Origin of the sequence: Hydrogenophaga sp. SNF1 (assembly GCF_034421675.1) — a bacterium.
Classification (GTDB): Bacteria; Pseudomonadota; Gammaproteobacteria; order Burkholderiales; family Burkholderiaceae_C; genus Hydrogenophaga; species Hydrogenophaga borbori.
The window spans coordinates 794,797-818,302 of the sequence record NZ_CP139793.1 but is presented as its reverse complement, the minus strand read 5'-3'; the positions used below and the strand labels follow the sequence as shown (position 1 = coordinate 818,302).

The window sequence follows — 23,506 nt, the reverse complement described above, 5'->3', positions numbered from 1 at the left end:
CTAAAGGGCGATAAGGCGGAAGGAAAGGGGGCTATTCACTGCCCTGACCGCTCCGCGGCGCGCCCGACAAGGCCGCAGGCGGGAAATGCAATCGAAAGGTGGTACCTCGCCCCTCCGCCGACTCACAAACGAGCGAGCCCCCAAATGACTCGATCACCCCGCGGCAGAACGACAATCCCAGCCCGGCACCATGCAGGGGCCTGCTGGTAAAGAAGGTATCGAAAACGTGCGGCAAATCCGCTGGTCTGATACCGACGCCGGTGTGCCGCACGGTCAACAGGTTCTGCTCCTGCCATACAGACATACCGATGTCGATCTCCCCCTTGCCGGCAAGGCGGATCGCATACAGCGCGTTCTTGAGCAGATTGAGCAGCACACAAACCATGAACGACTCGGAGCCGATGAACTCAAAACCGCCGGTCCGGTCCACCACCACCTTGTCCCGCTCGCCCGCCTGGAAGGGATAGCGCCTCATGGCCTCCTGCAGACAGGCATCCATCGAGCAGCGCACAAAAGTCGATGGTTCAGCCTGCCTTTGATCGGCGGAAGCCAACATCAGAGCAACGACCACGCTGGAGCGATCCACCTGTTTCCTGATCGCGCCCGCCAAGGCGGGAAGACGGGAGAAATCCGGCGCGTTCGGCGAACGCACCACCAACCCTTTGTCCACCGCCAGGCTGTAACCCCGGCACAGCTCGGGAAGCCACTGCATCAGGGTGTCGGCCTGCATCCGGATGGTGTCCAAGGGGACACGGATCTCATGGGCCACTGATGCAGCCACCACCAGGGGATTGGTGGTACTGCGGTGCACCACAGCAATCAGCCCCAGGCTGATGGCCAGGAAGAACACCCCGGGCGGATAGAACTCGAAGCCGTAGTTGCATAGGTAGTCCACCGCCGCAAAAAAGTAGACAAGCAGGCTCGCCACGCAGATGTTCAGCCGAACGCGCTGTTCGAATGAGGCCCCGCGCGTGGCCTGCCAGGTAACGAACAGGCCACGGCCCACCACCACCACCGTCTGCAGCACATGCACCACATGCAGCGGCCCGGCCTTGGGGTAGTGGCCGAAGAAGTACCCGTAGTAGCCGGCAACGAACAGGTCCGTGGCCACGTCGAACCCGCCCAGAACCAGCGACAGCCCGTAAGACAGCATCACCCAGCGCCTGTCCCGCCGCTGGTTGGCGATCTCCACCAGGAAGTGGTACAGAGTTGTCGGGAGAAAGATGATCAGCAGGTAGCCCAGGCGGATCAACACCGTGGTCCAGAACGGGTCTCGCACCTGGAACAGCACGGCCCAGGTGGCCTGCCAGACGAAGGTGGTCAGGCACAGCGCGAAGAAGCACAGGCTGATGCGATTGAATCCCTTGGCCGCCAGTACGTAGACGCCATAGCCAAGGAACAGCCCCGAGACCAGGGCCGGGAGCAAGGAATACATGAGGGTTCTCCCGCGGCCAGCTGTCGTACCGGCTCTGTGCGGGCCAGTTTAGTGACCGCCCGCGCGGAAACCCCCGGGGGGAATTGCTGGGATCAGAACCCCAGGCTGGCCAGCAGGTCGTCCACCTGCTTCTGGTCCGTGACCACGTCGGTTCGGCCTTCGGCGTTGACCACCGGACCGGCCAGTTCGTGGGCCTTGTCCTGGCCTGGCTGGCCGGTCGGCACCGATTCAAGCAGCAGCCCCAGCAGCTGCTCTTCTATCGTGCCCGCCAGACCCACCACGCGCGCGATCACCTGACCGGTGAGATCGTGGAAGTCCTGCGCCATCATGATCTCGGTCAGGCGGGCGTCGGTCTTCTCGGCCAGCGCGACCACGTCGGTGGACCACTCCAGCAACTCGGGCATGGCCTTGGCCAGCGCCGGCACGCGCCGGATGGTGTCGGCCAGTTCGCGGCCGCGCTGCGCCAGTTGCTCCTGTTCCTTCTTGCCTTCTTCCACCTGGCTCAGCACCTTCTCGGCGGCTTCGCCGGTCAGGCGGGCGATGTAGGACAGGCGGCTCTGCGCGTCCGGCAACTGCTCCACCGTGCCCTGGAGCTTGTCGGCGTAGCCCAGCTCCTTGAGCGCGTCGTGCAGCTGGCGCGTGATCGCGCCCAGCTTGCGGAACATGTCCGGGTTGGCGGCCTGGCCGTCCTGCGTGTCGGGGGTGTGGTTCATGACCTGGTTCTCCCGACGCTGGTCACAGACCCAGCTTCTTGAAGATGTTCGCGAGCTTCTCTTCCAGCGTGGCCTTGGTGAAAGGCTTGACGATGTAGCCGGCCGCGCCGTTTTGCGCCGCCAGCACGATGTCTTCCTTGCGCGCCTCGGCCGTCACCATCAGCACCGGCAGGTGCTTGAGCTTTTCGTCGGCCTTGATCGCCGCCAGCAGCTCGAAGCCGTTCATGTTCGGCATGTTGATGTCGGTGACGACGAAGTTGAAGGCGCCGGCCTTGAGCTTGCCCAGCGCGATCGCGCCGTCCTCGGCCTCGTCGGCGTCGGCGTGGCCGATCTCCTTGAGCAGGTTGCGCACGATGCGGCGCATGGTGGAGAAGTCGTCAACGATCAGGAATTTCATCGGCGTGGACATGGCAGCCTCCGCAGAGGTGGGGTCGGGAAAGGTCGGGCCGCTCAGCGCGTGCTCGTCTCGCTTGTTTTCGTCAGGTCGGGGGAAATCTGTAGGGCCGTGGTGGCCACCGGCGCGGCCGGGGCCGCGGCGGCGGGCGGCAGGCCCAGCACGGGCGCGGCGGGCAGGGCCGGCGGGAACATGCGGCCCTCGTAGTCGCGCGTCATGATCATGATGCTGATGCGCCGGTTGCTCGGGTCCTGGGGCCGGTCGGGCAGCAGCGGCACGCTGGCGGCCAGGCCTTCCACGCGGCGCAGCTTGTCGTCGGGCAGGCCGCCGGCCACCAGCTCGCGGCGCGAGGCGTTGGCCCGGTCGGCCGAGAGCTCCCAGTTGCTGTAGCCGCGGTCGCCGCTGCCATAGGGCGTGGCATCGGTGTGGCCGGCGAGCGAAATGTGGTTCTCCACATTCCCCAGGGAGCCGCCGATGGCGCGCAGGATGTCACGCATGTAGGGTTTCACCAGCGCGCTGCCGGTGTCGAACATGGGCCGGTTCTGGTCGTCCACGATCAGGATGTGCAAGCCATCGGGGGTCTTGACCATGCGGATCTGCGACCGGTATTCGCCCAGCTTCTGGTCGGTCTCGATCAGCGCGTTGATCTTGCGCTCCAGCGCGTCGATGCGCTCCTGGTCCTTGCGCGCCAGCTCGGCGCGCGCCATCTGAGCCCCGAGTTCCTTGACGGTGCGTTCGGTGTCGCCCGAGTCGCGCTGGCCGTTGGCCGCCGACAGGTCGCGCCCGCCGCCGGGGATGATGCTGGTGCTGTTGCCGGTGCCGTCGCCCCCCATGAGCGAGACCTTCACCGGGTTGGTGAAGTAGCTGGCGATGCCCTGCAGGTCGCCCTTGGCGGTGGAGCCCAGCAGCCACATGAGCAGGAAGAAGGCCATCATGGCCGTCACGAAGTCGGCGTAGGCGATCTTCCACGCGCCGCCGTGCGCCGCGTGACCCGCCTTCTTCACCCGCTTGATGACAATCGGTTGGAGTTTCTTGCCGTCACCCGCCATGGCGCGTCCTCAGGCCTTTTTGCCTTTGACGTGGCCTTCGAGCTCGCTGAAGGTGGGCCGCACGTCGCTGAACAGCACCTTGCGGCCGAACTCCACGGCGGTGGCGGGCGCATAGCCCTGCATGCTGGCCAGCAGCGTGGTCTTCACGCACAGCAGTTCCTTGCCACTCTCCTCCACCTTCTGCTCCATCAGGCCGCCCAGGGGCTCGAACACGCCATAGGCCAGCAGGATGCCGAGGAAAGTGCCGACCAGGGCCGAGCCGATCATGGCCCCCAGCACGGCGGGCGGCTGGCCCACCGAGCCCATGGTGTTGACCACGCCCAGCACGGCGGCCACGATGCCGAAGGCCGGCAGGCCACCGGCCAGGCGGGCGATGGCGGCCACGGGCGCGTGCGCTTCCTGGTGATGGGTTTCGATCTCGCTGTCCATCAGCGACTCGATCTCGTGCGCATTGAGGTTGCCCGAGACCATCATGCGCAGGTAGTCGGTGATGAACTCCACCACGTGGTGGTCGGCGGTGATGGTGGGGTACTTCTGGAACACCGCCGACTCGTGCGGGTTGTCCACGTCCTGCTCGATGGCCATCAGGCCTTCCTTGCGGGCCTTCTGCAGCAGGTCGTACAGCAGGGCCATGAGCTGCAGGTAGCGCTCCTTGGTGTAGCGGCTGCCCTTGAAGCAGCCGGCCATGCCTTTGAAGGCGGCCTTGACCACCTTCATCTGGTTGTTGATCAGGAAGGCGCCCAGGGCGGCGCCCAGGATGGTGGTCATCTCGAACGGCAGGGCCTTGAGCACCACGCCGATGTTGCCCCCGTGCGCGATGAACACGCCGAAGATGCAGAGCATCGAGACCACGAAGCCGATGATGACGAACATGTTCTTGGTCGAATGAATGGATACAGGACTTATCGACCGACTCTAGGGGCGATGAAGGCCCGCCAGAAACGCGAAAAGGGCCCTTGGGGGGGCCCTTTTCCGGCTTTGACCGCCTGAACCGGCGTTTTCAGTGCAAGCGAAGCGAACCCGCCGCGCTGCCCTTGCCCGCGCGGGCGGGCGGCTGGCACAGGCCGCAGACGAAGTGGCGGGCGTTCTCGTACGGCTCGGTGACGAAGCGGCCACCGCAGCAGGAGCACTTGGTCAGCGTGAGCATGCCGCTGTCGACGAACTTGATGAGGCGCCAGGCGCGCGTGATGGACAGCAGCGGCTCGATCGCGCTGGCGGTCATCTGTTCGCTGTAGAGGCGGAAGGCCTTGATGACGGTGTCGATGTCCTCCAGGGCACTGGCCTTGGAGAGGTACTCGTGGATGTTGAGGAACAGCGACGCGTGGATGTTCGGCTGCCAGGTCAGGAACCAGTCCGTGGAGAACGGCAGCTGGCCCTTGGACGGGCTCTTGCCCGCCACTTCCTTGTACAGGCGCAGCAGGCGCTCGTAGGACAGGCTGGTCTCGTATTCCAGCACCTGCAGGCGCGCGCCCAGCTGGATCAGGGCCACCGCGCGCTCGATGTCGCGCGACTCGTTGAGGATGCTTTTGCCTGCGGCCATGTCGAACTCCAGATGCGAGAAAGAGAGGGGGGGATCAGTGCGCGGTCGTGGCCATGGACTCGGCGTACTTGCCGGCCATGAGGATGCTGGCGTGCAGCTGCGTGGTGGTGCTGTTGTCCACCTTCTTCACGTTGTGGCTGGTCAGCAGGTTCCACACCAGGTCGTCGTCGACGCGGAAGCGGCACAGCAGCATGTTGCTGGAGGCGATCTTGAGCAGCTGGGCGGTGGAGAGCATGGCCAGCAGGTCGGCCGCCTCTTCCGTCATGCCCAGGCGGAACAGGGCCTCGGCGCGGTCCTTGCGGATCAGGTTCTGCGCCAGCATCAGGTAGGTCAGGTTGGCTTCGCGGATCTCGGCCAGAAGTTGTTCGCTGTCCATCACTCACTCCTTCACGTGTCGGTCGTCGGTTGGGGGTCTTCGCCAGGGCTTGGCTGGACCCGATGTGAGGAATTGTGTCGATCGGTGAACAAACTTGAATCGGGAAACGTCTGTGCGTGCTGTCGGGATTTCCGGCACCCGGTGTCGGCGATATGCCTACAACCTTGGTTCTAAAAGCCAGGAATTGGCGATGTTCGGCGGCGCTTATCCGACCGTTCGCCATCGGACAAATCTAAAGAATTCCCGGTCATCACCGAAATTGACGGAGCGAGCTTCCCGATGGAGTTCGTCGCCGGGCCAGCCAGGGCGGCGATCAGTGACGGTGAGACCCGGAATCTGCCGGGCCAACTTTCACAGTCCATCACAGGAGTGAGTTATGACCACCATCAACACCAACATGATGTCGATGACCGCCCAGCGCAACCTGGCGACGTCGGCGGGGTCGCTCGCGACCTCCATGCAACGCCTGTCCTCGGGCCTGCGCGTGAACTCCGCCAAGGACGACGCCGCCGGCCTGGCGATTTCCGAGCGCATGAACACCCAGGTGCGCGGCCTCAACGTCGCCGCCCGCAACGCCAACGACGGCATCTCCCTCGCGCAGGTGGCCGAAGGCGCCCTGGGCAAGGTGGGCGACATGCTGCAGCGCATGCGCGAACTGGCCGTGCAGTCGGCCAACGCCTCCAACAACGCCGATGACCGCAAGGCCCTGCAGGCCGAGGTGACGCAGCTGCGCCAGGAAATCGAGCGCGTGGCCAAGACCACCGCCTTCAACGGCACCAAGCTGCTCGACGGCACCTTCGCCAACGTGACCTTCCAGGTCGGCGCCAATGCCGGCGAAGGCATCTCCATCGAATCCATCGTGAGCGCGCGCACCGACGACATCGGCGCGACCGACTCCAACATCACCGCCGCGATCAACAACGTGGCCGATCCCGTGGCGCCGGCCGTGCTGGCCGCCGTGCCCGCCGGCACGCTGGAGATCCTGGACGCCGACGGCAACGCCGTGGCGCTGGGTCCCATCGGCGAAGCCACCACCGGCGCGCAGCGCACGGGCCAGGTGATCGACGCCATCAACGCCAAGTCGTCCGACACCGGCGTGTTCGCCCGCCCCGTGCACGACGCCACCGGCGCCACGACCGGCTACGAGATCTTCTCTGACCGCGCGCTGACCACCGCCGCGGGCGGTGACCTGGAAAGCCTGGCCGGGGCGGCCGCCGACGTGGGCACCGTGACCGCCACCGCGCCCACCGCCACGCCTTTCACGCTCGACGACATCAACATCGAGAACTTCGGCGACAGCCAGCTCGCGATGAAGGTGATCGACAACGCCATCGACGCCATCAACAGCTCGCGCGCCGACCTCGGCGCCCTGCAGAGCCGCTTCGAAAGCGCCGTGGCCAACATCAACATCACCGGCGAAAACCTCTCCGCCGCGCGCGGGCGCATCGTCGATGCCGACTTCGCCAAAGAGACCTCCAACCTGTCGCGCGCCCAGATCCTGCAGCAGGCCGGCACCGCCATGGTGGCGCAGGCCAACCAGATCCCGCAGAACGTGCTGTCGCTGCTGGGCCGCTGACCAACCACTGACCCCGAAGGAACCCCATGGCGACCATCACTTCTCCCGGCATGGCCTCCGGCCTGCCCATCAAAGAAATGGTCGCGCAGCTCGTGGCGCTGGAACGCGCGCCGCTCACGGGGTTGCAGACGCAGGTCAACAAGGCACAGAGCAAGCTCTCGATCTACGGCACCATCAACTCGCTCGTCACCACACTGGGCGACGCGGGCGCCAAGCTGGCCGAAGCGAACGCCTTCAAGGCGGTCAAGGCCACCTCCTCGCTGCCCGATGTGGTGGGCGTGACGGTGGCCGCGGGCACGCCACCCACCGGCTTCTCCCTGGAAGTGCAGCGCCTGGCGACGGCGCAGAACACGTCCAGCGCCGTGGTACCAGCCGGCAGCGGCATGGGCGCGGGCACCCTCACCATCACCCTGGGCAACTGGGGCAGCGGCAGCTTCGTGGCCAACGGCGAGCAAGAGCCGGTCACGATCACGGTCGAGGAAGGCAAGGACACGCTCAAAGACATCGCCCAGCAGATCAACGACTCCGACGCCGGCATCACCGCCACTGTGCTCAAGGACGCCAATGGCGAGCGACTGCTGCTGCGCTCCAAGTCCACGGGCGCCGAGATGGGCTTCCAGGTGGAGGCCACGGACGCGGACGCCGGTGACGGCAAGGACCTGGGGCGCCTGGCCTACATGGGCGCCGGCTCGCCCAGCACCCTCACGCAGGCCGGTCTGAACGCGCAGGCCACCATCAACGGCGTGGCCATCGAATCGGCCAGCAACACCGTCAAGGACACCATCGACGGCCTCACGTTCGAGCTCAAGCAGGTCACCACCACGCCGGTGAACGTGAGCGTGACCAACGACAAGGACGCGATGAAGAAGACCGTGCAGGGCTTCGTAGACGCGTACAACGCCGTCATGGACCTGCTGGCCACGGCCACCAAATACGACCCGGAAACCAAGGTCGCCGGTTCGCTGCAGGGCGACAGCACCGCCACGGGCCTGCGCAACGCCATCCGAAGCATGATGCGCTCCAGCACGCCGGGCGGCGAGTTCACGCAGTTGCTCGACATCGGCATCGAGATCAAGTCCGACGGCAAGATGAGCATCAACAGCACCAAACTCGACACCGCGCTGGACAAGCCGGCCGAGCTGGGCAAGCTCTTTGGCGCCACCAGCGACGACCCCACGCAGCGCGGCTTCGGCCTCAAGCTCGATGCCTTCGCCGATGGCCTCGTGGCCTCGGGCGGCACCATCAGCAACCGCACCGATTCGCTCAACGCGAGCATCAAGCGAACCAACAAGGAAATGGACAAGGTGGTGGACCGCGCCGCGCGCGCCGAGACCCGCTACCTCGCCTACTACAACGCGATGGACGCCAACGTGGCGCGCCTGAACTCGCTCAACGCCTACATCACGCAACAGATCTCGATGTGGAACAAGAACAGCGGCTGAGCCGAGGTGCGGCCAACAAGGCATGACGGGCGGTGGGTATCCACCGCCCGTTTTGCTTTAGGCGGCGCGTGGCTCAAGTAATCGACCGCTTGGCCGAAACACCCAGCAACGGACCACGGATCGCGGTTCGTGATCCGGCTCAGGCGCCGGTTGCCTTCCACAACCATTTCACAGGAGTCCGCCGTGACCACCATCAACACCAACGTCATGTCGATGACCGCTCAGCGCAACCTGAGCAGCTCGGCCAACTCCCTGGCCACCTCCATGCAGCGCCTGTCCTCGGGCCTGCGCGTGAACTCCGCCAAGGACGACGCCGCCGGCCTGGCCATCTCCGAGCGCATGAACTCCCAGGTGCGCGGCCTCAACGTCGCCGCCCGCAACGCCAACGACGGCATCTCCCTGGCCCAGACCGCCGAAGGCGCCCTGGGCAAGGTCGGCGACATGCTGCAGCGCATGCGCGAGCTGGCCGTGCAGTCGGCCAACGCCTCCAACAACAGCGACGACCGCAAGGCCCTGCAGTCCGAGGTGACCCAGCTGCGCCAGGAGATCGACCGCGTGGCCAAGACCACCGCCTTCAACGGCACCAAGCTGCTCGACGGCTCCTTCGCCAACGCCACCTTCCAGGTCGGCGCCAACGCCGGCGAGGGCATCGCCATCGACTCCATCGTCTCGGCCAAGTCCAACACCCTGGGCACGACCACGGTGAGCTCGTCCGACGTGATCGCGGTGGACGTGCAAACCGACAACGCCACCGACGGCGTGGCCCTGGCCGCCGGCGACCTGACCATCACGGACGCCTCGGGCACCGCCGTCGACCTCGGTCCCATCGGCGCGGCCACCACCAACGAGCAGCGCACCTCGCAGATCGTCGACGCGATCAACGCCAAGTCGTCGGACACGGACATCTTCGCCAAGATCGAATACGACGCCACGGGCGCCGTGACCGGCTACTCGGTGTTCTCGTCCTCGCGCACGCTCGACGGCAGCGAGTTCGGCGGCTCCTTCGCGGCCGACCCCACCGGCGACGTCGGTGGCGCCACCTACGCCGACGCCGACTTCGCGCTCGAGGACATCGACATCAACAGCTTCGGCGCCGCCCAGCTGGCGATGAAGGTGATCGACACCTCGATCGACTCGATCAACAGCTCGCGCGCCGACCTCGGCGCCCTGCAAAGCCGCTTCGAGAACGCCGTGGCCAACATCAACATCACGAGCGAGAACATCTCCGCCGCGCGCGGGCGCATCGTCGACGCCGACTTCGCCAAGGAAACCTCCAACCTCTCGCGCGCCCAGATCCTGCAGCAGGCCGGCACCGCCATGGTCGCCCAGGCCAACCAGGCGCCGCAGAGCGTGCTCTCGCTGCTGCGCTGATCGGCCCCACCTTCCAAGGACAACACCATGACCACCATCAACACCAACGTCATGTCGATGACCGCTCAGCGCAACCTGAGCAGCTCGGCCAACTCCCTGGCCACCTCCATGCAGCGCCTGTCCTCGGGCCTGCGCGTGAACTCCGCCAAGGACGACGCCGCCGGCCTGGCCATCTCCGAGCGCATGAACTCCCAGGTGCGCGGCCTCAACGTCGCCGCCCGCAACGCCAACGACGGCATCTCCCTGGCCCAGACCGCCGAAGGCGCCCTGGGCAAGGTCGGCGACATGCTGCAGCGCATGCGCGAGCTGGCCGTTCAGTCGGCCAACGCCTCCAACAACAGCGACGACCGCAAAGCCCTGCAGTCCGAAGTGACCCAGCTGCGCCAGGAGATCGACCGCGTGGCCAAGACCACCGCCTTCAACGGCACCAAGCTGCTTGACGGCTCCTTCGCCAACGCCACCTTCCAGGTCGGCGCCAACGCCGGCGAGGGCATCGCCATCGAGTCCATCGTCTCGGCCAAGTCCGACACCCTGGGTGAAACGCCGGTGCACATGACCGCGCAGATCAACAACGCGGCCGACCCCGTGGCGCCCGCCGTGCTGGCCTCCATGGCCGCCGGTGCCCTGAAGGTGGACGACGCCTCGGGCACCGCCGTCGACCTCGGCCCCATCGGCGAGGCCACCACCGGCGCCCAGCGCTCGCAGCAGATCGTGGACGCGATCAACGCCAAGTCCTCCGACACCGGCGTGTTCGCCTTCACCACGCTCGACGCCAACGGCGCCGTCACGGGCTACCGCGTCTGGGCCGAGCGCGCCCTGACCGCGGCCGGCGATTTCACTGGCTTCGGCGCCGCCACCACCGGCACCGTGACCGACACCGCCGCCGTGGCCAACGCGGCCATGGACGACGTGAGCATCACGAGCTTCGGCGAATCGCAGCGCGCGCTCAAGGTGATCGACTCGGCCATCGACGCCATCAACAGCTCGCGCGCCGACCTCGGCGCCCTGCAAAGCCGCTTCGAGAACGCCGTGGCCAACATCAACATCACCGGCGAGAACATCTCCGCCGCGCGCGGGCGCATCGTCGACGCCGATTTCGCCAAGGAGACCTCCAACCTCTCGCGCGCCCAGATCCTGCAGCAGGCCGGCACCGCCATGGTCGCCCAGGCCAACCAGAACGGCCAGAGCGTGCTCTCGCTGCTGCGCTGAGCGCCCGGTTTCTCGCACGACACACCCGTCGTTTCGCGGCGGTGGCCTCCGGGCCACCGCCGCTTTTTCTTTTGGGGGGCAAACACCGCCCATTTCCGGCTTGACCACCGGGCACCCGACCGATGGAAGCCCCTAAAGAAGCCGTGAAGCGCACCGAAATAGACGCCAACGGATCCCGAAAAGGTTCGTGACCGGCACTGGGCCCTCGACATGGACACGCGCCGGATCGTTCAGACGGTTCCACCTTTCAAAGGAAACAGCGATGACCACCATCAACACCAACGTCATGTCGATGACCGCTCAGCGCAACCTGAGCAGCTCGGCCAACTCCCTGGCCACCTCCATGCAGCGCCTGTCCTCGGGCCTGCGCGTGAACTCCGCCAAGGACGACGCCGCCGGCCTGGCCATCTCCGAGCGCATGAACTCCCAGGTGCGCGGCCTCAACGTCGCCGCCCGCAACGCCAACGACGGCATCTCCCTGGCCCAGACCGCCGAAGGCGCCCTGGGCAAGGTCGGCGACATGCTGCAGCGCATGCGCGAGCTGGCCGTGCAGTCGGCCAACGCCTCCAACAACAGCGACGACCGCAAGGCCCTGCAGTCCGAGGTGACCCAGCTGCGCCAGGAGATCGACCGCGTGGCCAAGACCACCGCCTTCAACGGCACCAAGCTGCTTGACGGCTCCTTCGCCAACGCCACCTTCCAGGTCGGCGCCAACGCCGGCGAAGCCATCTCCATTGACTCCATCGTCTCGGCCAAGTCCGACTCGCTGGGCGAACTGGACAACACCGAGTTCTTCGTCGCCACCGTGGCCGCGCCGAGCACCGCCGCCAACGCCGCCATCCCGGCCGGCACCACGGGCTGGACCATCAAGGACGCCGCCGGCAACGACGTCGATCTGGGCGGCATCGCCGCCTCGACCACGGCCGCCGAACGCACCACGCAGGTCGTGGCCGCGATCAACGCCAAGTCCTCCGACACCGGCGTGTTCGCCCGCGAACTGGCCGCTGGTGGCTACGAGATCTTCTCGGACCGCGACCTGACCGCCGCCACCACCTTCGGGGCCGCCTTCACGGCCGCTGCCACCGGTGCGCCTGGCGACACCGCGCCCCCCGCCACGCTGCGCAACCTGAGCGACGTGAGCATCGAGAGCTTCGGCGATGCCCAGATCGCCCTGAAGGTGATCGACAAGGCCATCGACGCCATCAACAGCTCGCGCGCCGACCTCGGCGCCCTGCAGAGCCGCTTCGAAAACGCCGTGGCCAACATCAACATCACCGGCGAGAACATCTCCGCCGCGCGCGGGCGCATCGTCGACGCCGACTTCGCCAAGGAAACCTCCAACCTCTCGCGCGCCCAGATCCTTCAGCAGGCCGGCACCGCCATGGTCGCCCAGGCCAACCAGAACGGCCAGAGCGTGCTCTCGCTGCTGCGCTGAGCCCCGCCTGAACCGCCCACCAGGAGCCCACCATGACCACCATCAACACCAACGTCATGTCGATGACCGCTCAGCGCAACCTGAGCAGCTCGGCCAACTCCCTGGCCACCTCCATGCAGCGCCTGTCCTCGGGCCTGCGCGTGAACTCCGCCAAGGACGACGCCGCCGGCCTGGCCATCTCCGAGCGCATGAACTCCCAGGTGCGCGGCCTCAACGTCGCCGCCCGCAACGCCAACGACGGCATCTCCCTGGCCCAGACCGCCGAAGGCGCCCTGGGCAAGGTCGGCGACATGCTGCAGCGCATGCGCGAGCTGGCCGTTCAGTCGGCCAACGCCTCCAACAACAGCGACGACCGCAAAGCCCTGCAGTCCGAAGTGACCCAGCTGCGCCAGGAGATCGACCGCGTGGCCAAGACCACCGCCTTCAACGGCACCAAGCTGCTTGACGGCTCCTTCGCCAACGCCACCTTCCAGGTCGGCGCCAACGCCGGCGAGGGCATCGCCATCGAGTCCATCGTCTCGGCCAAGTCCGACACCCTGGGTGAAACGCCGGTGCACATGACCGCGCAGATCAACAACGCGGCCGACCCCGTGGCGCCCGCCGTGCTGGCCTCCATGGCCGCCGGTGCCCTGAAGGTGGACGACGCCTCGGGCACCGCCGTCGACCTCGGCCCCATCGGCGAGGCCACCACCGGCGCCCAGCGCTCGCAGCAGATCGTGGACGCGATCAACGCCAAGTCCTCCGACACCGGCGTGTTCGCCTTCACCACGCTCGACGCCAACGGCGCCGTCACGGGCTACCGCGTCTGGGCCGAGCGCGCCCTGACCGCGGCCGGCGATTTCACTGGCTTCGGCGCCGCCACCACCGGCACCGTGACCGACACCGCCGCCGTGGCCAACGCGGCCATGGACGACGTGAGCATCACGAGCTTCGGCGAGTCCCAGCTGGCCATCAAGGTGATCGACTCGGCCATCGACGCCATCAACAGCTCGCGCGCCGACCTCGGCGCCCTGCAAAGCCGCTTCGAGAACGCCGTGGCCAACATCAACATCACCGGCGAGAACATCTCCGCCGCGCGCGGGCGCATCGTCGACGCCGATTTCGCCAAGGAGACCTCCAACCTCTCGCGCGCCCAGATCCTGCAGCAGGCCGGCACCGCCATGGTCGCCCAGGCCAACCAGAACGGCCAGAGCGTGCTCTCGCTGCTGCGCTGAGCGGCCAGGCCCCCGGGCCGCCCCACGCCCGCCACGGCGGCGGCCCGAAAAGGCCGCCGCCGTTGTCGTTTGAAGCGGACACCACCTCTCTCAGGCATCGCGGGAAACGGCCATGAAACCCACCTCTGATCGCCCACCAAATACCTACAGTCCGGCGCGCGACGGCCGATACAAAGAACATAGCCAGCCAGGAGCCCCCACCATGTTCACCTCCGTCAACACCCGTTCCGCCTCCGTCTACAAACGCGTCGCCGTGGAAACCGGCGTCCAGGCGGCCGACTCGCATCGGCTGGTGGGCATGCTGTTCGACGGCCTGCTGCAGGCCGTGGCGGCCGCGCGCGGCGCCATGGAACGCAGCGATCTGGTCGCCAAGGGCGAGCAGATCGGCAAGGCGGTGCGCATCGTCGAGGAAGGCCTGAAGGCCGGCCTGGACCCGGCCGGTGGCGAGATGGCGCGCAACCTGGGTGCGCTGTACGCCTACAGCGTGCGCCGCCTCACGGAGGCGAATCTGCGCAACGACGCCAAGGCCCTGGCCGAGGTGGCGGGCCTCATCGAGCCCGTGGCCCAGGCCTGGCAGGACATCCGCGCCCAGGCGCTGCAGGGAGCCTGACATGGAGCAGCACGGTTTGATCGACTTCTACAAAGCCATCGAGCGCACCAGCGACCAGATGCTGGCCGCCGCCCAGGCCGAGGACTGGGACCGCGTGGTCCGGCTCGAAGGCGCCTGCGCGGTGCTCATCGCCCAGCTGCGCTTCAAGTCGCGCGAGGCCGAGCTCGCGCCCGAGGAGCGCAAGGAGAAGGCGCGCATCATGCAGCGCATCCTTCGCACCGACGCCGAGATCCGCTGCCTGGCCGAGCCCTGGCTGAACGACCTGGCGCAGATCATCGACCGCAACAGCGCGGCGCCCACGCATTGAGCGCGGCGCCCACGCACTGAGCGCGGCGCTGTCCGCCCATGGAAGCGGCCCTCAGGGGCCGTTGCTCTTTGAGGGACTCAGCCCGGGAGCAGCAGGCCCTCGTAGGCCCGTTTCGCTTCGCGGTAGTCCGCCAGCCGACGCTGGAGCCGGTCGGCCAGCGCCTGAACCACCTCCAGGTTTTCCCGGTGCATGTCGTCCATTTCTTCCCGCAGCGTCTGGGCGTGCAGGCGCAACAGCTCGTCGAACACCAAGGGGTGCAGGCGCGCGATGAACACCGGCCGCTCGAGCAGCAGGCGCTCGACGACATCCTCGGGTGACTCCCCGGCCTCCTGGGCCAAGGCCTGGAGCGTGAGCGACAGAGCTTCCCCGTTCAGCGCCACCTGCGCCGCTGGCACGGCTTTCTTCTTGGGGGCGCGCAGGGCATCGGGCAACGGCACCCCCTGGGCTTCGGTCCTTGCTGTCTTCGACGGACGGGGCTTCCACTCACCGAGAAAGGCTTTCAGCTGGACCAGGGGACTTGCCTGGCGACCCGAGGTCTTGCCCGGGGTATTGTCCGGCGCAGGCTGGCCTGGCGCGGCGCGGCGCGGCTTGAACGGGGATGCCATGGGGACCGGCACGAGCGCGCGCTGGTTGAACGCGATCGCGTCCTTCTCCTGTGGGGCATTCGCTTTGCCGAGGCCCGCCGCCCGGCGCTGCCGTATGTCGCGCAAGCGTTCATCGAACGCCCGCTGCGCGCCCGCGCGATGGAACTCGACATCCGCCTCGGCGAGCGCCAGGTCGTCTTCGGCAGCGTTCCGCGCGGCGGTGGCCCGATTCAGAACCTCCTGCGCCGCCAGCATCCGCTGGGCGCGCACCAGGCTTGCGAGGTGTCGGCGCGACTCCGTGCTGTCCACCACCCGCTTTTTCGAGAAGTGGTCGCAGGCCTGGACCACCTCGTGCCGGCGACCGTCGACTGGCGCCGATCGCAAGTACGCGATCGTTGGTGCCACCAGATCGCGAAAGCTGCAGGACTCGATGCGCCCGCACCACCGGCCCACCGGCTTGCGGGTGGGCATCACCTGATCGGGAGCGTCCTGGTCGGCATGCGCGTGCCACTCTTTCCCGGTCGGCCGGGGTGACTTCTCATACAAGGTCCTTGCAAACCCCTCGACATCGAAGCGCTCGCCCCGCCGGATCGGCGAGAACGCCGGGACTGGCCTGGCCGGCGGGACGGACTTTCTGATCGGCGGTGCTTCTTGACTGACGCGGCGCATGCGGACTCCTCGGGCTGTGGCGGTGGTACGGAAGCGGCATCGTGCAAAACCGATGCGGCCTGTGGGTAACAGCCACCGAGCAAAGCGTTCATGAGATGGCGCGGGGCCATCCCAGCCCCGGCCTCGCGCCCCCGAGAAAGGCTCAGAGCGGCGCTTGCGCAGCCGCCTGCAGCTGCGCGCGCATGCAGTACCGCGCCAGGGCCCGGAACACCGGGTCGCTCAGGTAACGGGGCACCGGGGTCTCGGTCAACCACCGGTGCAGGATCTGGTGTGGGGCCAGCGAGGGGGCGCCGGCGATGGTGTGGACAGCGACAAACCCCTCGACCTCCTCGGCCTCCACGTCGAAAGGGCCTTTGGGGACACCTTTCGGTGTGAAGGCCTTGTCCAGCCGGGCCGCGATGGCCGCGTACGCCCGCCGCTGATCGCCACTCCCCTCTTCCTGCCACAGGCCGAGCCCGTCCAGAGCCAGCATGCGCTCCCGGTGGCCCAGGTACGCCGCTTCCAGTTGGCGGGCCAACTGCATCAAGGGCTGCTCCTTCGCCTGGACCGCGCCCAGTTCGTTCTTCACCCGCACCAGCCGGGCCAGGGCACCGCGGAATTCGTGCGTGTCGGGAAACACGCCGTCGACCAGACAGCACAAGACGCCTTCGATGCACCGACGCCATTGCACCTCCTGCGGCAGCACGTCCTCGACGGGCTCTCTGCACGCCTCGACCAGCTGCCCATGCAGGGTGGCGCTCAGCGCCGAGGCGAACGCGCGGGCGCTCATGGGCGCCAGTTCGCCCTCGGCGTCCTGGGTCATGGCCGGCGCCAGAGGCTGGCCCTCGGGCACCACCGGGGCGAGCCACTCCAGCAGCCGGTCCAGGCTGTCCCCCCGCTGGGGGTCGACAGGAAGCGCCATGTCGCCCTGAACCCCCAGTTCGACGAAATACGCCAGCAAGGCCTCGAACACCCGGGGCCGCAGGTTGAAGGAGGCCGTGCCCAGCAGGAGAACATGCCGAAGAAACTGCAGCGGCGTCTGCCCCTGCGCCTGGCTGCGTTGATCGATGAAGCGGCGCAGTGCGGCGGTGCGCGCCCGCAACGCGCCAGCGGGCACACCGTCCGCAACCGCCTGGCTCCAGACGCGGTTGCATTCGCGCGCTTCATCGCGATCGGCGGTGCGCGCTTTCGAATGGCCATCCTGTTGCCGAATGCAGGCGCGCAGCGCCGAGGGCGTCATGGCCTTCATGCCGTCCCTGTGGGCCCGCATCTTCCCGACGCTGCGGGTGATGTGGAAGAACCGCCCCTGGGCGGCCTTCAGCACCTGCAACGCCGCCCGCAGTTTCATCGTGTGGCGGCACCCATCCGGGCTCGCGGCGCGCTCGGCTCGCAGCAGTCCCAGCGCCGCGGCCACCTCCGGCCAATGCCCGAGGTGTTTCTCGCACCAGGCGATCTCCTCGTCCAGCCGCTTCCGCAGGCGCGCCTGCTCCCGCCCATGGACCAGGCGCCCGATCCAACCGGTGCGCGAAGCGAACCTGACCGACAGGTCGACGCCGTTCTGCCCGTTCTTTCTTTTTTTGCACACCAGCACCGGCGGCTTGGTCGTGGAGGCCGTCGGCGTCTGGGCCAGCACCTGGCCGATCACCGGCAGGCCTTTGAGGTCTTTGGACCGGGGGGACCGGACACAGGAAGGGAAGAACCGTTCAAGGATAGACATGGCGCGACGCAAAACGCAGAGGCAGGCGGGGCAGCGGCCCCCTACAGAAGCGGCTGAAACACCGAGTCGAGCGCGCAGGCGCCGGTGTTGGGATCGACGGCCGCTGCGAACCGCAAGGCGTCCGCCAGCGCCCCGTGTTCCGGTCCCAAGGCCGCCAGGCTCCACTCCACCAGCGCCTGGCGGACAGCCGCACGCTTCGCCGACGGTGGCAGCGCCTGCGCATCGCAGAGGCCCTGGATCGCCTTCAGCGCACCGAGGCGCGCCGGGCCGTAGCGCTCATGCAATGGCGGGCTCAGGCCTTTCAAGTGGTGAACCAGGAGCTGGGCATTGGCGCTCGCGGCCAGCGCGGCGGGGAGTTTTCTGGCATGGGCCTGCAGCCGCGCCAGCACCTCGGGATCGCCCAGCAGCGCCTCGGCCACCGGTTCCGGCCCGCGCCCATCCCTCTGCGCGAGGTACGACAGGGTCTTGAGGATCGCCGATCGCGAGGAGCCCTCTGGATCGCTCAGCCGCACCTGTGCGGCCAGCTGAGACAGCAGCGCCTTGCCCGCGTCGACACCCCCGGCGATGGCCACGAAGGTCGGCCAATCGATCCGGGCCTCGGCCAGTTGCCTGAGAACCTCGCCCATGCCCACGATGGCCGCCAGATCGGACGGGCGCACGCGGGGATGGCGATCGACCAGCACGCAGGTATCGAAGCTCGGTGTCAACGGGAACTGCCGACCGAACAGACCGCTCACCACCCCGTTCGCCATGGCTTCCTTGCGCCGCACGCTCGCCTGCCACCAACCCACGCGCGCCAACAGGCGCTGCGGCGAGAAGGGCTTGCGCTGCGGCACGTACAGCACGACCAGCCGCTCTTGGCTGCCCGGCACGCGCACGGTTTTGGCCCGCAGCGCCTCGCCGGATTGAACGGCCCTGTTGAGAAGCGCGCGGGCGGCCGCGCTCAGGCCGGTGTCGCGCGTGACCACCACCGCATGCCTGGACGGCAGCGGGACGCGCACCCGCGTCGCTCCGATGAGGCGATCAGATTCACGGTTCATGGTGACGGTCCATTGGATGCATGGGTGCCACGCCCTGGACGGCCCAGGGGGGTCGATGCGCGGCGTGTGGGCTTTGGTGACGCTTCTGTGATGGTGGTTCGAACCATCGGCCCTCCCCGGTGGCCTAGGCCGCCCGCGCCACCCACCCGGCGGAGCGCTTCATGTGCCGCGCCCCCACTCCCCTGGGCGCGGGCCATCCCCGCGGTCGGGAACAAAGCAGGGGGCACCGTTCCCTAGGCCATTCCGCGGCGCCGGACAGGCCTGGCGCGGCGCACGCCCCCTGAGACACGCCACGCCACCATGCAATCCGCCTCTTCTTCCTCTTCTTCCTCACGTTCCAGCAGCCCGGTGGACCGGTCGCGAGGCGCTTCGCGCCAAGCACCGCCGTCGCCCGTCAACCGCTCCCAGTCCCCTGGCAGCGCCTCGGCCCGCTGGAACTTCTGCCTGTCGAATGAGAACGATGAGCACAGCCTCGAACCAGAGGACGTCACCGCCGGCCCCTCACCCCTGTCGGCCGCCGCGCCCAGCTCGGACATCAAGAAGCTGTTCCGGCCGTCCCGGCACCTCACGCTGGACTCCGAGGGCTTGCGCCCCAACTACAGTGCCATCAACAACTGCGAGCTCTCGGGGGAAGAGACCGCCCAGTTGCTCAACCACGCCCGAAAGGTCGCCCAGGGGGTGCCGCTGGCTCCCCCATGGTGTTTCGACCCGGCCAGGCATGCGCTGCCGAACGGCGGCCCCGACATTCCCGGCATCCTGGGCGACACCTCGCTGAGCCAGTCCCAGCGGATCGAGGTCTACCGCTGGGCCAGGATCTACGCGCCGGACACGATGACCGATCCGACATGCCTGGCGACGTGCTGCGTCATGGGGACGGCTCTCCCGGCGGCCATGCTCTTTGTCACTGGCGCGGTGGTGTTGGCCATTTACCTGACCGGCACCCACGACGCCTCGCCGCCCTGCAGCTACCTGCGCATGAACGCCACCGAGGCCAATGCCCTGCTGCAGGCGGTTCACGAGCAATTTCCTTCTCTGGTCAACGCCACCTTGAACAACATGGACGAGTGGGTTCCGTTGATCAAGGACCGCATCTCGCAGGGCATCTACCGCGACGGGGGCGATGGCCATCTCCTGCAGCAGGTCTGCGCCTCCCTGGCCCAGGCCCTGGATCCGGTGGCGGCCATGAAACTGCTGTTTCTTTTCCTGGTTTGCCTGGCGCTGGCGCCGCTGCAGGGTTGAACCGCCCGCCATGCACCACCACCCCCATCCCGACCCCGAGGTGGCCGCGCTGCTCGAACAATGCGCCGCCCGCCTGGCCCAGGCCGGCGAGCGAATCGGCGACTGGGTGCGCGCGGCCACGGCCGGGCAGGCACTCCCTGCGCTGGCGGCGCACGGGCCCGCTGAGGCCGCGCGGCTGCTGACCACCGCCACCCGCCTGTGCGACGAGGGCGCGTTCGATCAGGCGCTGCGGCCCGCCCTGGTCCTGGTCATGCAACACCCCGGGCGGGCGGCATTCACTTTCCTCGCCGGCACCTGCCTGCAGCGCACGGCCCGGCCGGCCGCTGCGCTGCCGATGTTCGGCCTGGCCGGACTGCAGGACGGAAACCGCTATGCGGCGCTGGCCGCCTTCCGCTCGGGGGAATGCCTGGCCGCCATGGGCCGGGCGGCCGACGCCATCTCCGTGTTCGAAGCGGCGGTCGAGGCCTGCCGCCAGGACCCGGCCTTGGCGGACCTGCAGCGGCTCGCACAGCACAAGGCCGAGGCGCTGCGCGCGGGGTAGGCCCAGGCGCCGACAGGCGCCGCGGCCGCCTCAGACCGACATGTTCATCACGTCGGTGTAGGCCTGCACCATGCGGTTGCGCACGTGCAGCGCGCTCTGGAAGCCGATCTGCGCCTTCTGCATGGCGATCATGGTTTCCTCCAGGCTGACCTTGGGGTTGCCCAGTTGAACCTCGGTCTGCAGGCGGCTGGCCTCGTTCTGCGCCTTGCTCACCTGGTGCAGGGCCGCCTTGAGGTTGTCGGCGAAGGCCGCGCCCGCGCCACCCGCGGCGCCCGCGGCCGGGCGCTTGAACGCGGCCACGTTGCCCAGCGTCTGGCTGGTCAGGGGAGACAGGCGCATGTCCATGAGGGACTCCTTCGGGAAGCGATCGACAGGCCTGGATGCTAGGCCCCCCTCGGCAACCGGGTCCGGAAATAAAGCCCCAATAAGCCGGCCTTTTCGGGCCCTGACCGGGCGACCCCGCTCAGGGCGCGGCCTTGAGCGGAGACTGCGCCTGGAACTGCGTGGCCACGCGTTCGGCCAGCTGGTCGAGCGCCTGGCGGTAGACGGCGTCCACGGCGCCCGGGCCGGAGATCAAGGCCTCGAAAGACGGAAAGCTGGCCTCGGCGGGTGCCACGATGGCCCAATCCTCATTCGGCCGGGCGTCCACACCGAAGAACAGCGTGGTGCTGTAGGGGTACCACTGGGCCCCCCGCGGGAAGGAGTGGGCGTCGACATTGAGCTTGGGCACGTAGGCCTGGGTGCCCATGCCCGAATGGAAGCCGATGGCGTCGAACCCCAGCTGCAGACCCACGTCTTCGTCGAAGGCGAGGTTCTCGATGTCGACGTTGTCGGGGTCGTCCGGCCGGCGGGCGATCGACTCCAACACCCGGACCTCATAGCCGGCGGCCCGCAGCCGGTGCGCCACCCGCTCGGCGAAGAACAGGCCGTGGCCCGGCGCATGGGTCCGCATCAGGGCCGTGAGGTCTTTTGTCTTCTGGCGCCCGTCCGACAGCGCGCCCAGCGAGGCAAGGGGAAACAGCATGGTGGCCGCCGTGCGGACCGTGACCGTGTACTCCACGGGATCACCAGCCGGGATGAGCAGAACACTGCGGGCCGGCAATGGGTCGCCGTCGGCGGCGCGGGCGCCGACGGCGACCAGCAAGAAGGTGAGCGCCAGGACGATGCGTTGCATGGGCTTCGGGTCGGTGGTTGCGGTGCGTGGCTTATACCCGCACGGGCGCCCGCTCGGTCCGAAATCCCCCCCTCGGCAAGGCGCGCGGGAAATAAAGGCCCAATACGGCGCCTTTTTTCGGGAATGCCCGCCGCCCCCCCCCGGGATACTCATCCGCATCCGGGGCCCCGTGCCCCCTTGCGAGCCATCCCGCCCATGAGCACCACCGCCGTCGCCGAAGTGAATGCCCAGCCCGTGCGCGCCAACGCCCTGGCCGAAGGCCTGGCGCGCATGGACAACGCGCAGAAGATCAAGCTCGGCCTGGGCGCCCTGGCGCTGCTGGCCATCGCCCTGGCCTTCTTCTTCATGGGCCGCCAGCCCGAGTGGCGCGTGCTCTACGCCAACCTGGGCGACAAGGACGGCGGCGCCATCGTGGCCCAGCTGTCCCAGATGAACGTGCCCTACAAGTACTCGGACGGCGGCGGCGCCATCATGGTGCCGGCCGACAAGGTGCACGACACCCGGCTGCGCCTGGCCTCCCAGGGCCTGCCCAAGGGCTCGGTCACCGGCTTCGAGCTGATGGAGAACAACCGCTTCGGCATGACGCAGTTCCAGGAGCGGCTGAGCTTCCAGCGCGGACTGGAAGGCGAGCTGACCCGCTCCATCCAGTCGCTGGCCTCGGTGCAGGCCGCGCGCGTGCACCTGGCCCTGCCCAACCAGAACGGCTTCTTTCGCGAACAGCAAAAGCCCAGCGCCTCGGTGCTGCTGACCCTGCACCCCGGCCGCACGCTGGACCGCGCGCAGGTCGCCGGCATCGTGCACCTGGTGGCCAGCAGCGTGCCCGAGATGAACCCCAAGGCCGTGAGCGTGGTCGACGACCAGGGCAACCTGCTGTCCAACCCGCCCGACGGCCAGAACGCCGCCGGCGCCGATGTGCAGAAACTGCAGTACGCGCAGCAGCTCGAGCAGCTCTACACCCGCCGCATCCTGGACATGCTCGAACCCCTGGTGGGCGTGGGCAACGTGAAGGCGCAGGTGAGCGCCGACATCGACTTCTCCCAGGCCGAGATGACCTCGGAGCAGCACCGGCCGAACCAGGGCAACGAGCCCAGCGCGGTGCGCAGCCAGCAGACCATCGAAGACGGCCGTCCCGGCAGCGCCCAGCCCGCCGGCGTGCCCGGCGCGGTGAGCAACCAGCCGCCAGCGCCCAGCAGCGCGCCCATCAACGGCCAGGCCGCGCCCGTGGGCGTGACGCCGCAGGGCCAGGCCAACGCCGGCCAGGGCGGCTCCACGCGCCGCGAATCCGTCATCAACTACGAGGTCGACCGCACCGTGCGCACCGTGCGCGAGTCCAGCGGCAGCATCAAGCGCCTGAGCGCGGCCGTGGTGGTGAACCACAAGACCACGCTGGACAAGAACGGCAAGCCCGTCAGCGCCCCCATCCCGGCGCAGCAGATCGAGCAGATGACCGCCCTGGTGCGCGAGACCATCGGCTTCAACCAGGCCCGGGGCGACTCGGTGAACCTGATGAACGCCGCGTTCAACGAGGTGGTGGCCACCGAGCCCGAGGCCCTGCCCTTCTGGCAGCAGGCCGACAAGATCGAGCTGGCGCGCAGCCTGGCGTTCCCGCTGGGCATGGTCGGCCTGGGCCTGATCGTGCTGATGGGCATGGTGCGCCCGGCGCTCAAGCTCATGAAGGCGCCGCCGCCCCGCATCGCCGAGGTGCAGCCGCTCAACGCCGTGCTCAACGAAATGCCCGAGCGCCCCGGCCTGCCGATGCCGACCCCGGACGAGGAAACGCCCGAGAAGCGCCGCATCGCCGACGCCAAGCGGCTGGCGCTGGAGAACCCGGCGGCGGTGGCCAACATCGTCAAGGGCTGGGTCAACGGCGAAGCGCCGAACTGAGGCTGGGA

At 68.0% G+C, this 23,506-nt stretch carries 23 protein-coding genes; 11 read left to right on the top strand and 12 right to left on the bottom strand.

Translation table 11 applies throughout. From position 1 onward, the window contains the following. Positions 1 to 31: 31 nt before the first annotated feature. From SOM08_RS03955 to flhD, 7 genes are all read right to left on the bottom strand, one after another. The gene (locus tag SOM08_RS03955) at positions 32 to 1,435 is read right to left on the bottom strand and encodes an ATP-binding protein (RefSeq protein ID WP_322470098.1); all 1,404 of its coding nucleotides are present in this window, start codon (positions 1,433 to 1,435) and stop codon (positions 32 to 34) included. 92 nt (positions 1,436 to 1,527) lie between these two features. Then, positions 1,528 to 2,148 (bottom strand): protein phosphatase CheZ, encoded by a 621-nt coding sequence (locus SOM08_RS03950; RefSeq protein ID WP_116958456.1) that lies wholly within the window; start codon positions 2,146 to 2,148, stop codon positions 1,528 to 1,530. Between the two features lie 22 nt (positions 2,149 to 2,170). After that, positions 2,171 to 2,557, bottom strand: coding sequence for a chemotaxis response regulator CheY (cheY, locus tag SOM08_RS03945; RefSeq protein WP_070400989.1), 387 nt, complete (start codon positions 2,555 to 2,557; stop codon positions 2,171 to 2,173). A 41-nt stretch (positions 2,558 to 2,598) separates the two neighbouring features. Next, a complete protein-coding gene (gene motB, locus SOM08_RS03940) occupies positions 2,599 to 3,591 on the bottom strand; it encodes a flagellar motor protein MotB (protein ID WP_116958457.1) in 993 nt (330 codons plus the stop codon). Between the two features lie 9 nt (positions 3,592 to 3,600). Next, a complete protein-coding gene (gene motA / locus SOM08_RS03935; protein WP_116958458.1) occupies positions 3,601 to 4,464 on the bottom strand; it encodes a flagellar motor stator protein MotA in 864 nt (287 codons plus the stop codon). A 127-nt stretch (positions 4,465 to 4,591) separates the two neighbouring features. Then, entirely contained in the window at positions 4,592 to 5,131 is a 540-nt protein-coding gene (gene flhC / locus SOM08_RS03930) for a flagellar transcriptional regulator FlhC (protein ID WP_116958459.1), read from the bottom strand. 34 nt (positions 5,132 to 5,165) lie between these two features. Then, entirely contained in the window at positions 5,166 to 5,507 is a 342-nt protein-coding gene (flhD, locus tag SOM08_RS03925) for a flagellar transcriptional regulator FlhD (protein ID WP_070400985.1), read from the bottom strand. 376 nt (positions 5,508 to 5,883) lie between these two features. Between flhD and SOM08_RS03920 the strand changes: the two genes are divergently transcribed. From SOM08_RS03920 to SOM08_RS03885, 8 genes are all read left to right on the top strand, one after another. Beyond that, positions 5,884 to 7,083, top strand: a complete 1,200-nt coding sequence (locus tag SOM08_RS03920; protein WP_116958460.1) for a flagellin — start codon at positions 5,884 to 5,886, stop codon at positions 7,081 to 7,083. A gap of 26 nt (positions 7,084 to 7,109) precedes the next feature. After that, positions 7,110 to 8,525, top strand: a complete 1,416-nt coding sequence (gene fliD / locus SOM08_RS03915) for a flagellar filament capping protein FliD (protein ID WP_116958461.1) — start codon at positions 7,110 to 7,112, stop codon at positions 8,523 to 8,525. 207 nt (positions 8,526 to 8,732) lie between these two features. Next, the gene (locus SOM08_RS03910; protein ID WP_416187008.1) at positions 8,733 to 9,896 is read left to right on the top strand and encodes a flagellin; all 1,164 of its coding nucleotides are present in this window, start codon (positions 8,733 to 8,735) and stop codon (positions 9,894 to 9,896) included. 27 nt (positions 9,897 to 9,923) lie between these two features. Continuing rightward, entirely contained in the window at positions 9,924 to 11,105 is a 1,182-nt protein-coding gene (locus SOM08_RS03905) for a flagellin (RefSeq protein WP_322470096.1), read from the top strand. A 262-nt stretch (positions 11,106 to 11,367) separates the two neighbouring features. Continuing rightward, on the top strand, positions 11,368 to 12,540 hold the full coding sequence (locus SOM08_RS03900; protein ID WP_116958464.1) for a flagellin: 1,173 nt from the start codon (positions 11,368 to 11,370) through the stop codon (positions 12,538 to 12,540). A 32-nt stretch (positions 12,541 to 12,572) separates the two neighbouring features. Next, positions 12,573 to 13,754 (top strand): flagellin, encoded by a 1,182-nt coding sequence (locus SOM08_RS03895; RefSeq protein WP_116958465.1) that lies wholly within the window; start codon positions 12,573 to 12,575, stop codon positions 13,752 to 13,754. Positions 13,755 to 13,956: 202 nt separating this feature from the next. Beyond that, positions 13,957 to 14,364, top strand: coding sequence for a flagellar export chaperone FliS (gene fliS, locus SOM08_RS03890; RefSeq protein ID WP_322470095.1), 408 nt, complete (start codon positions 13,957 to 13,959; stop codon positions 14,362 to 14,364). A gap of 1 nt (position 14,365) precedes the next feature. Next, positions 14,366 to 14,671: a flagellar protein FliT gene (locus SOM08_RS03885; protein WP_116958466.1), complete on the top strand. Its 306-nt coding sequence runs from the start codon at positions 14,366 to 14,368 to the stop codon at positions 14,669 to 14,671. 77 nt (positions 14,672 to 14,748) lie between these two features. On the opposite strand, the gene SOM08_RS03880 is transcribed toward SOM08_RS03885, so the two are convergent. The 3 genes from SOM08_RS03880 to SOM08_RS03870 form a co-directional block, all read right to left on the bottom strand. Beyond that, positions 14,749 to 15,924 carry a hypothetical protein gene (locus tag SOM08_RS03880; RefSeq protein WP_322470094.1) on the bottom strand — a complete coding sequence of 392 codons (1,176 nt, stop codon included), beginning with the start codon at positions 15,922 to 15,924 and terminating at the stop codon, positions 14,749 to 14,751. A 142-nt stretch (positions 15,925 to 16,066) separates the two neighbouring features. Continuing rightward, complete coding sequence (locus SOM08_RS03875; protein WP_322470093.1) at positions 16,067 to 17,620, bottom strand: hypothetical protein; 1,554 nt, start codon at positions 17,618 to 17,620, stop codon at positions 16,067 to 16,069. A gap of 41 nt (positions 17,621 to 17,661) precedes the next feature. Further along, positions 17,662 to 18,660, bottom strand: coding sequence for a hypothetical protein (locus tag SOM08_RS03870; RefSeq protein ID WP_322470092.1), 999 nt, complete (start codon positions 18,658 to 18,660; stop codon positions 17,662 to 17,664). A 300-nt stretch (positions 18,661 to 18,960) separates the two neighbouring features. Here SOM08_RS03870 and SOM08_RS03865 point away from each other — a divergent pair, with 300 nt between their 5' ends. Both SOM08_RS03865 and SOM08_RS03860 read left to right on the top strand, forming a co-directional pair. After that, the gene (locus tag SOM08_RS03865; RefSeq protein ID WP_322470091.1) at positions 18,961 to 19,899 is read left to right on the top strand and encodes a hypothetical protein; all 939 of its coding nucleotides are present in this window, start codon (positions 18,961 to 18,963) and stop codon (positions 19,897 to 19,899) included. A gap of 10 nt (positions 19,900 to 19,909) precedes the next feature. Then, positions 19,910 to 20,440, top strand: a complete 531-nt coding sequence (locus tag SOM08_RS03860) for a hypothetical protein (protein ID WP_322470090.1) — start codon at positions 19,910 to 19,912, stop codon at positions 20,438 to 20,440. A 30-nt stretch (positions 20,441 to 20,470) separates the two neighbouring features. Here the strand turns inward: SOM08_RS03860 and fliE are convergent, their stop codons facing one another. After that, the gene (gene fliE, locus SOM08_RS03855) at positions 20,471 to 20,785 is read right to left on the bottom strand and encodes a flagellar hook-basal body complex protein FliE (RefSeq protein ID WP_070401151.1); all 315 of its coding nucleotides are present in this window, start codon (positions 20,783 to 20,785) and stop codon (positions 20,471 to 20,473) included. 118 nt (positions 20,786 to 20,903) lie between these two features. Beyond that, positions 20,904 to 21,614, bottom strand: coding sequence for a hypothetical protein (locus SOM08_RS03850; protein WP_322470089.1), 711 nt, complete (start codon positions 21,612 to 21,614; stop codon positions 20,904 to 20,906). 195 nt (positions 21,615 to 21,809) lie between these two features. Between SOM08_RS03850 and fliF the strand changes: the two genes are divergently transcribed. Then, positions 21,810 to 23,498: a flagellar basal-body MS-ring/collar protein FliF gene (fliF, locus tag SOM08_RS03845; RefSeq protein ID WP_116958475.1), complete on the top strand. Its 1,689-nt coding sequence runs from the start codon at positions 21,810 to 21,812 to the stop codon at positions 23,496 to 23,498. Positions 23,499 to 23,506 lie beyond the last annotated feature (8 nt).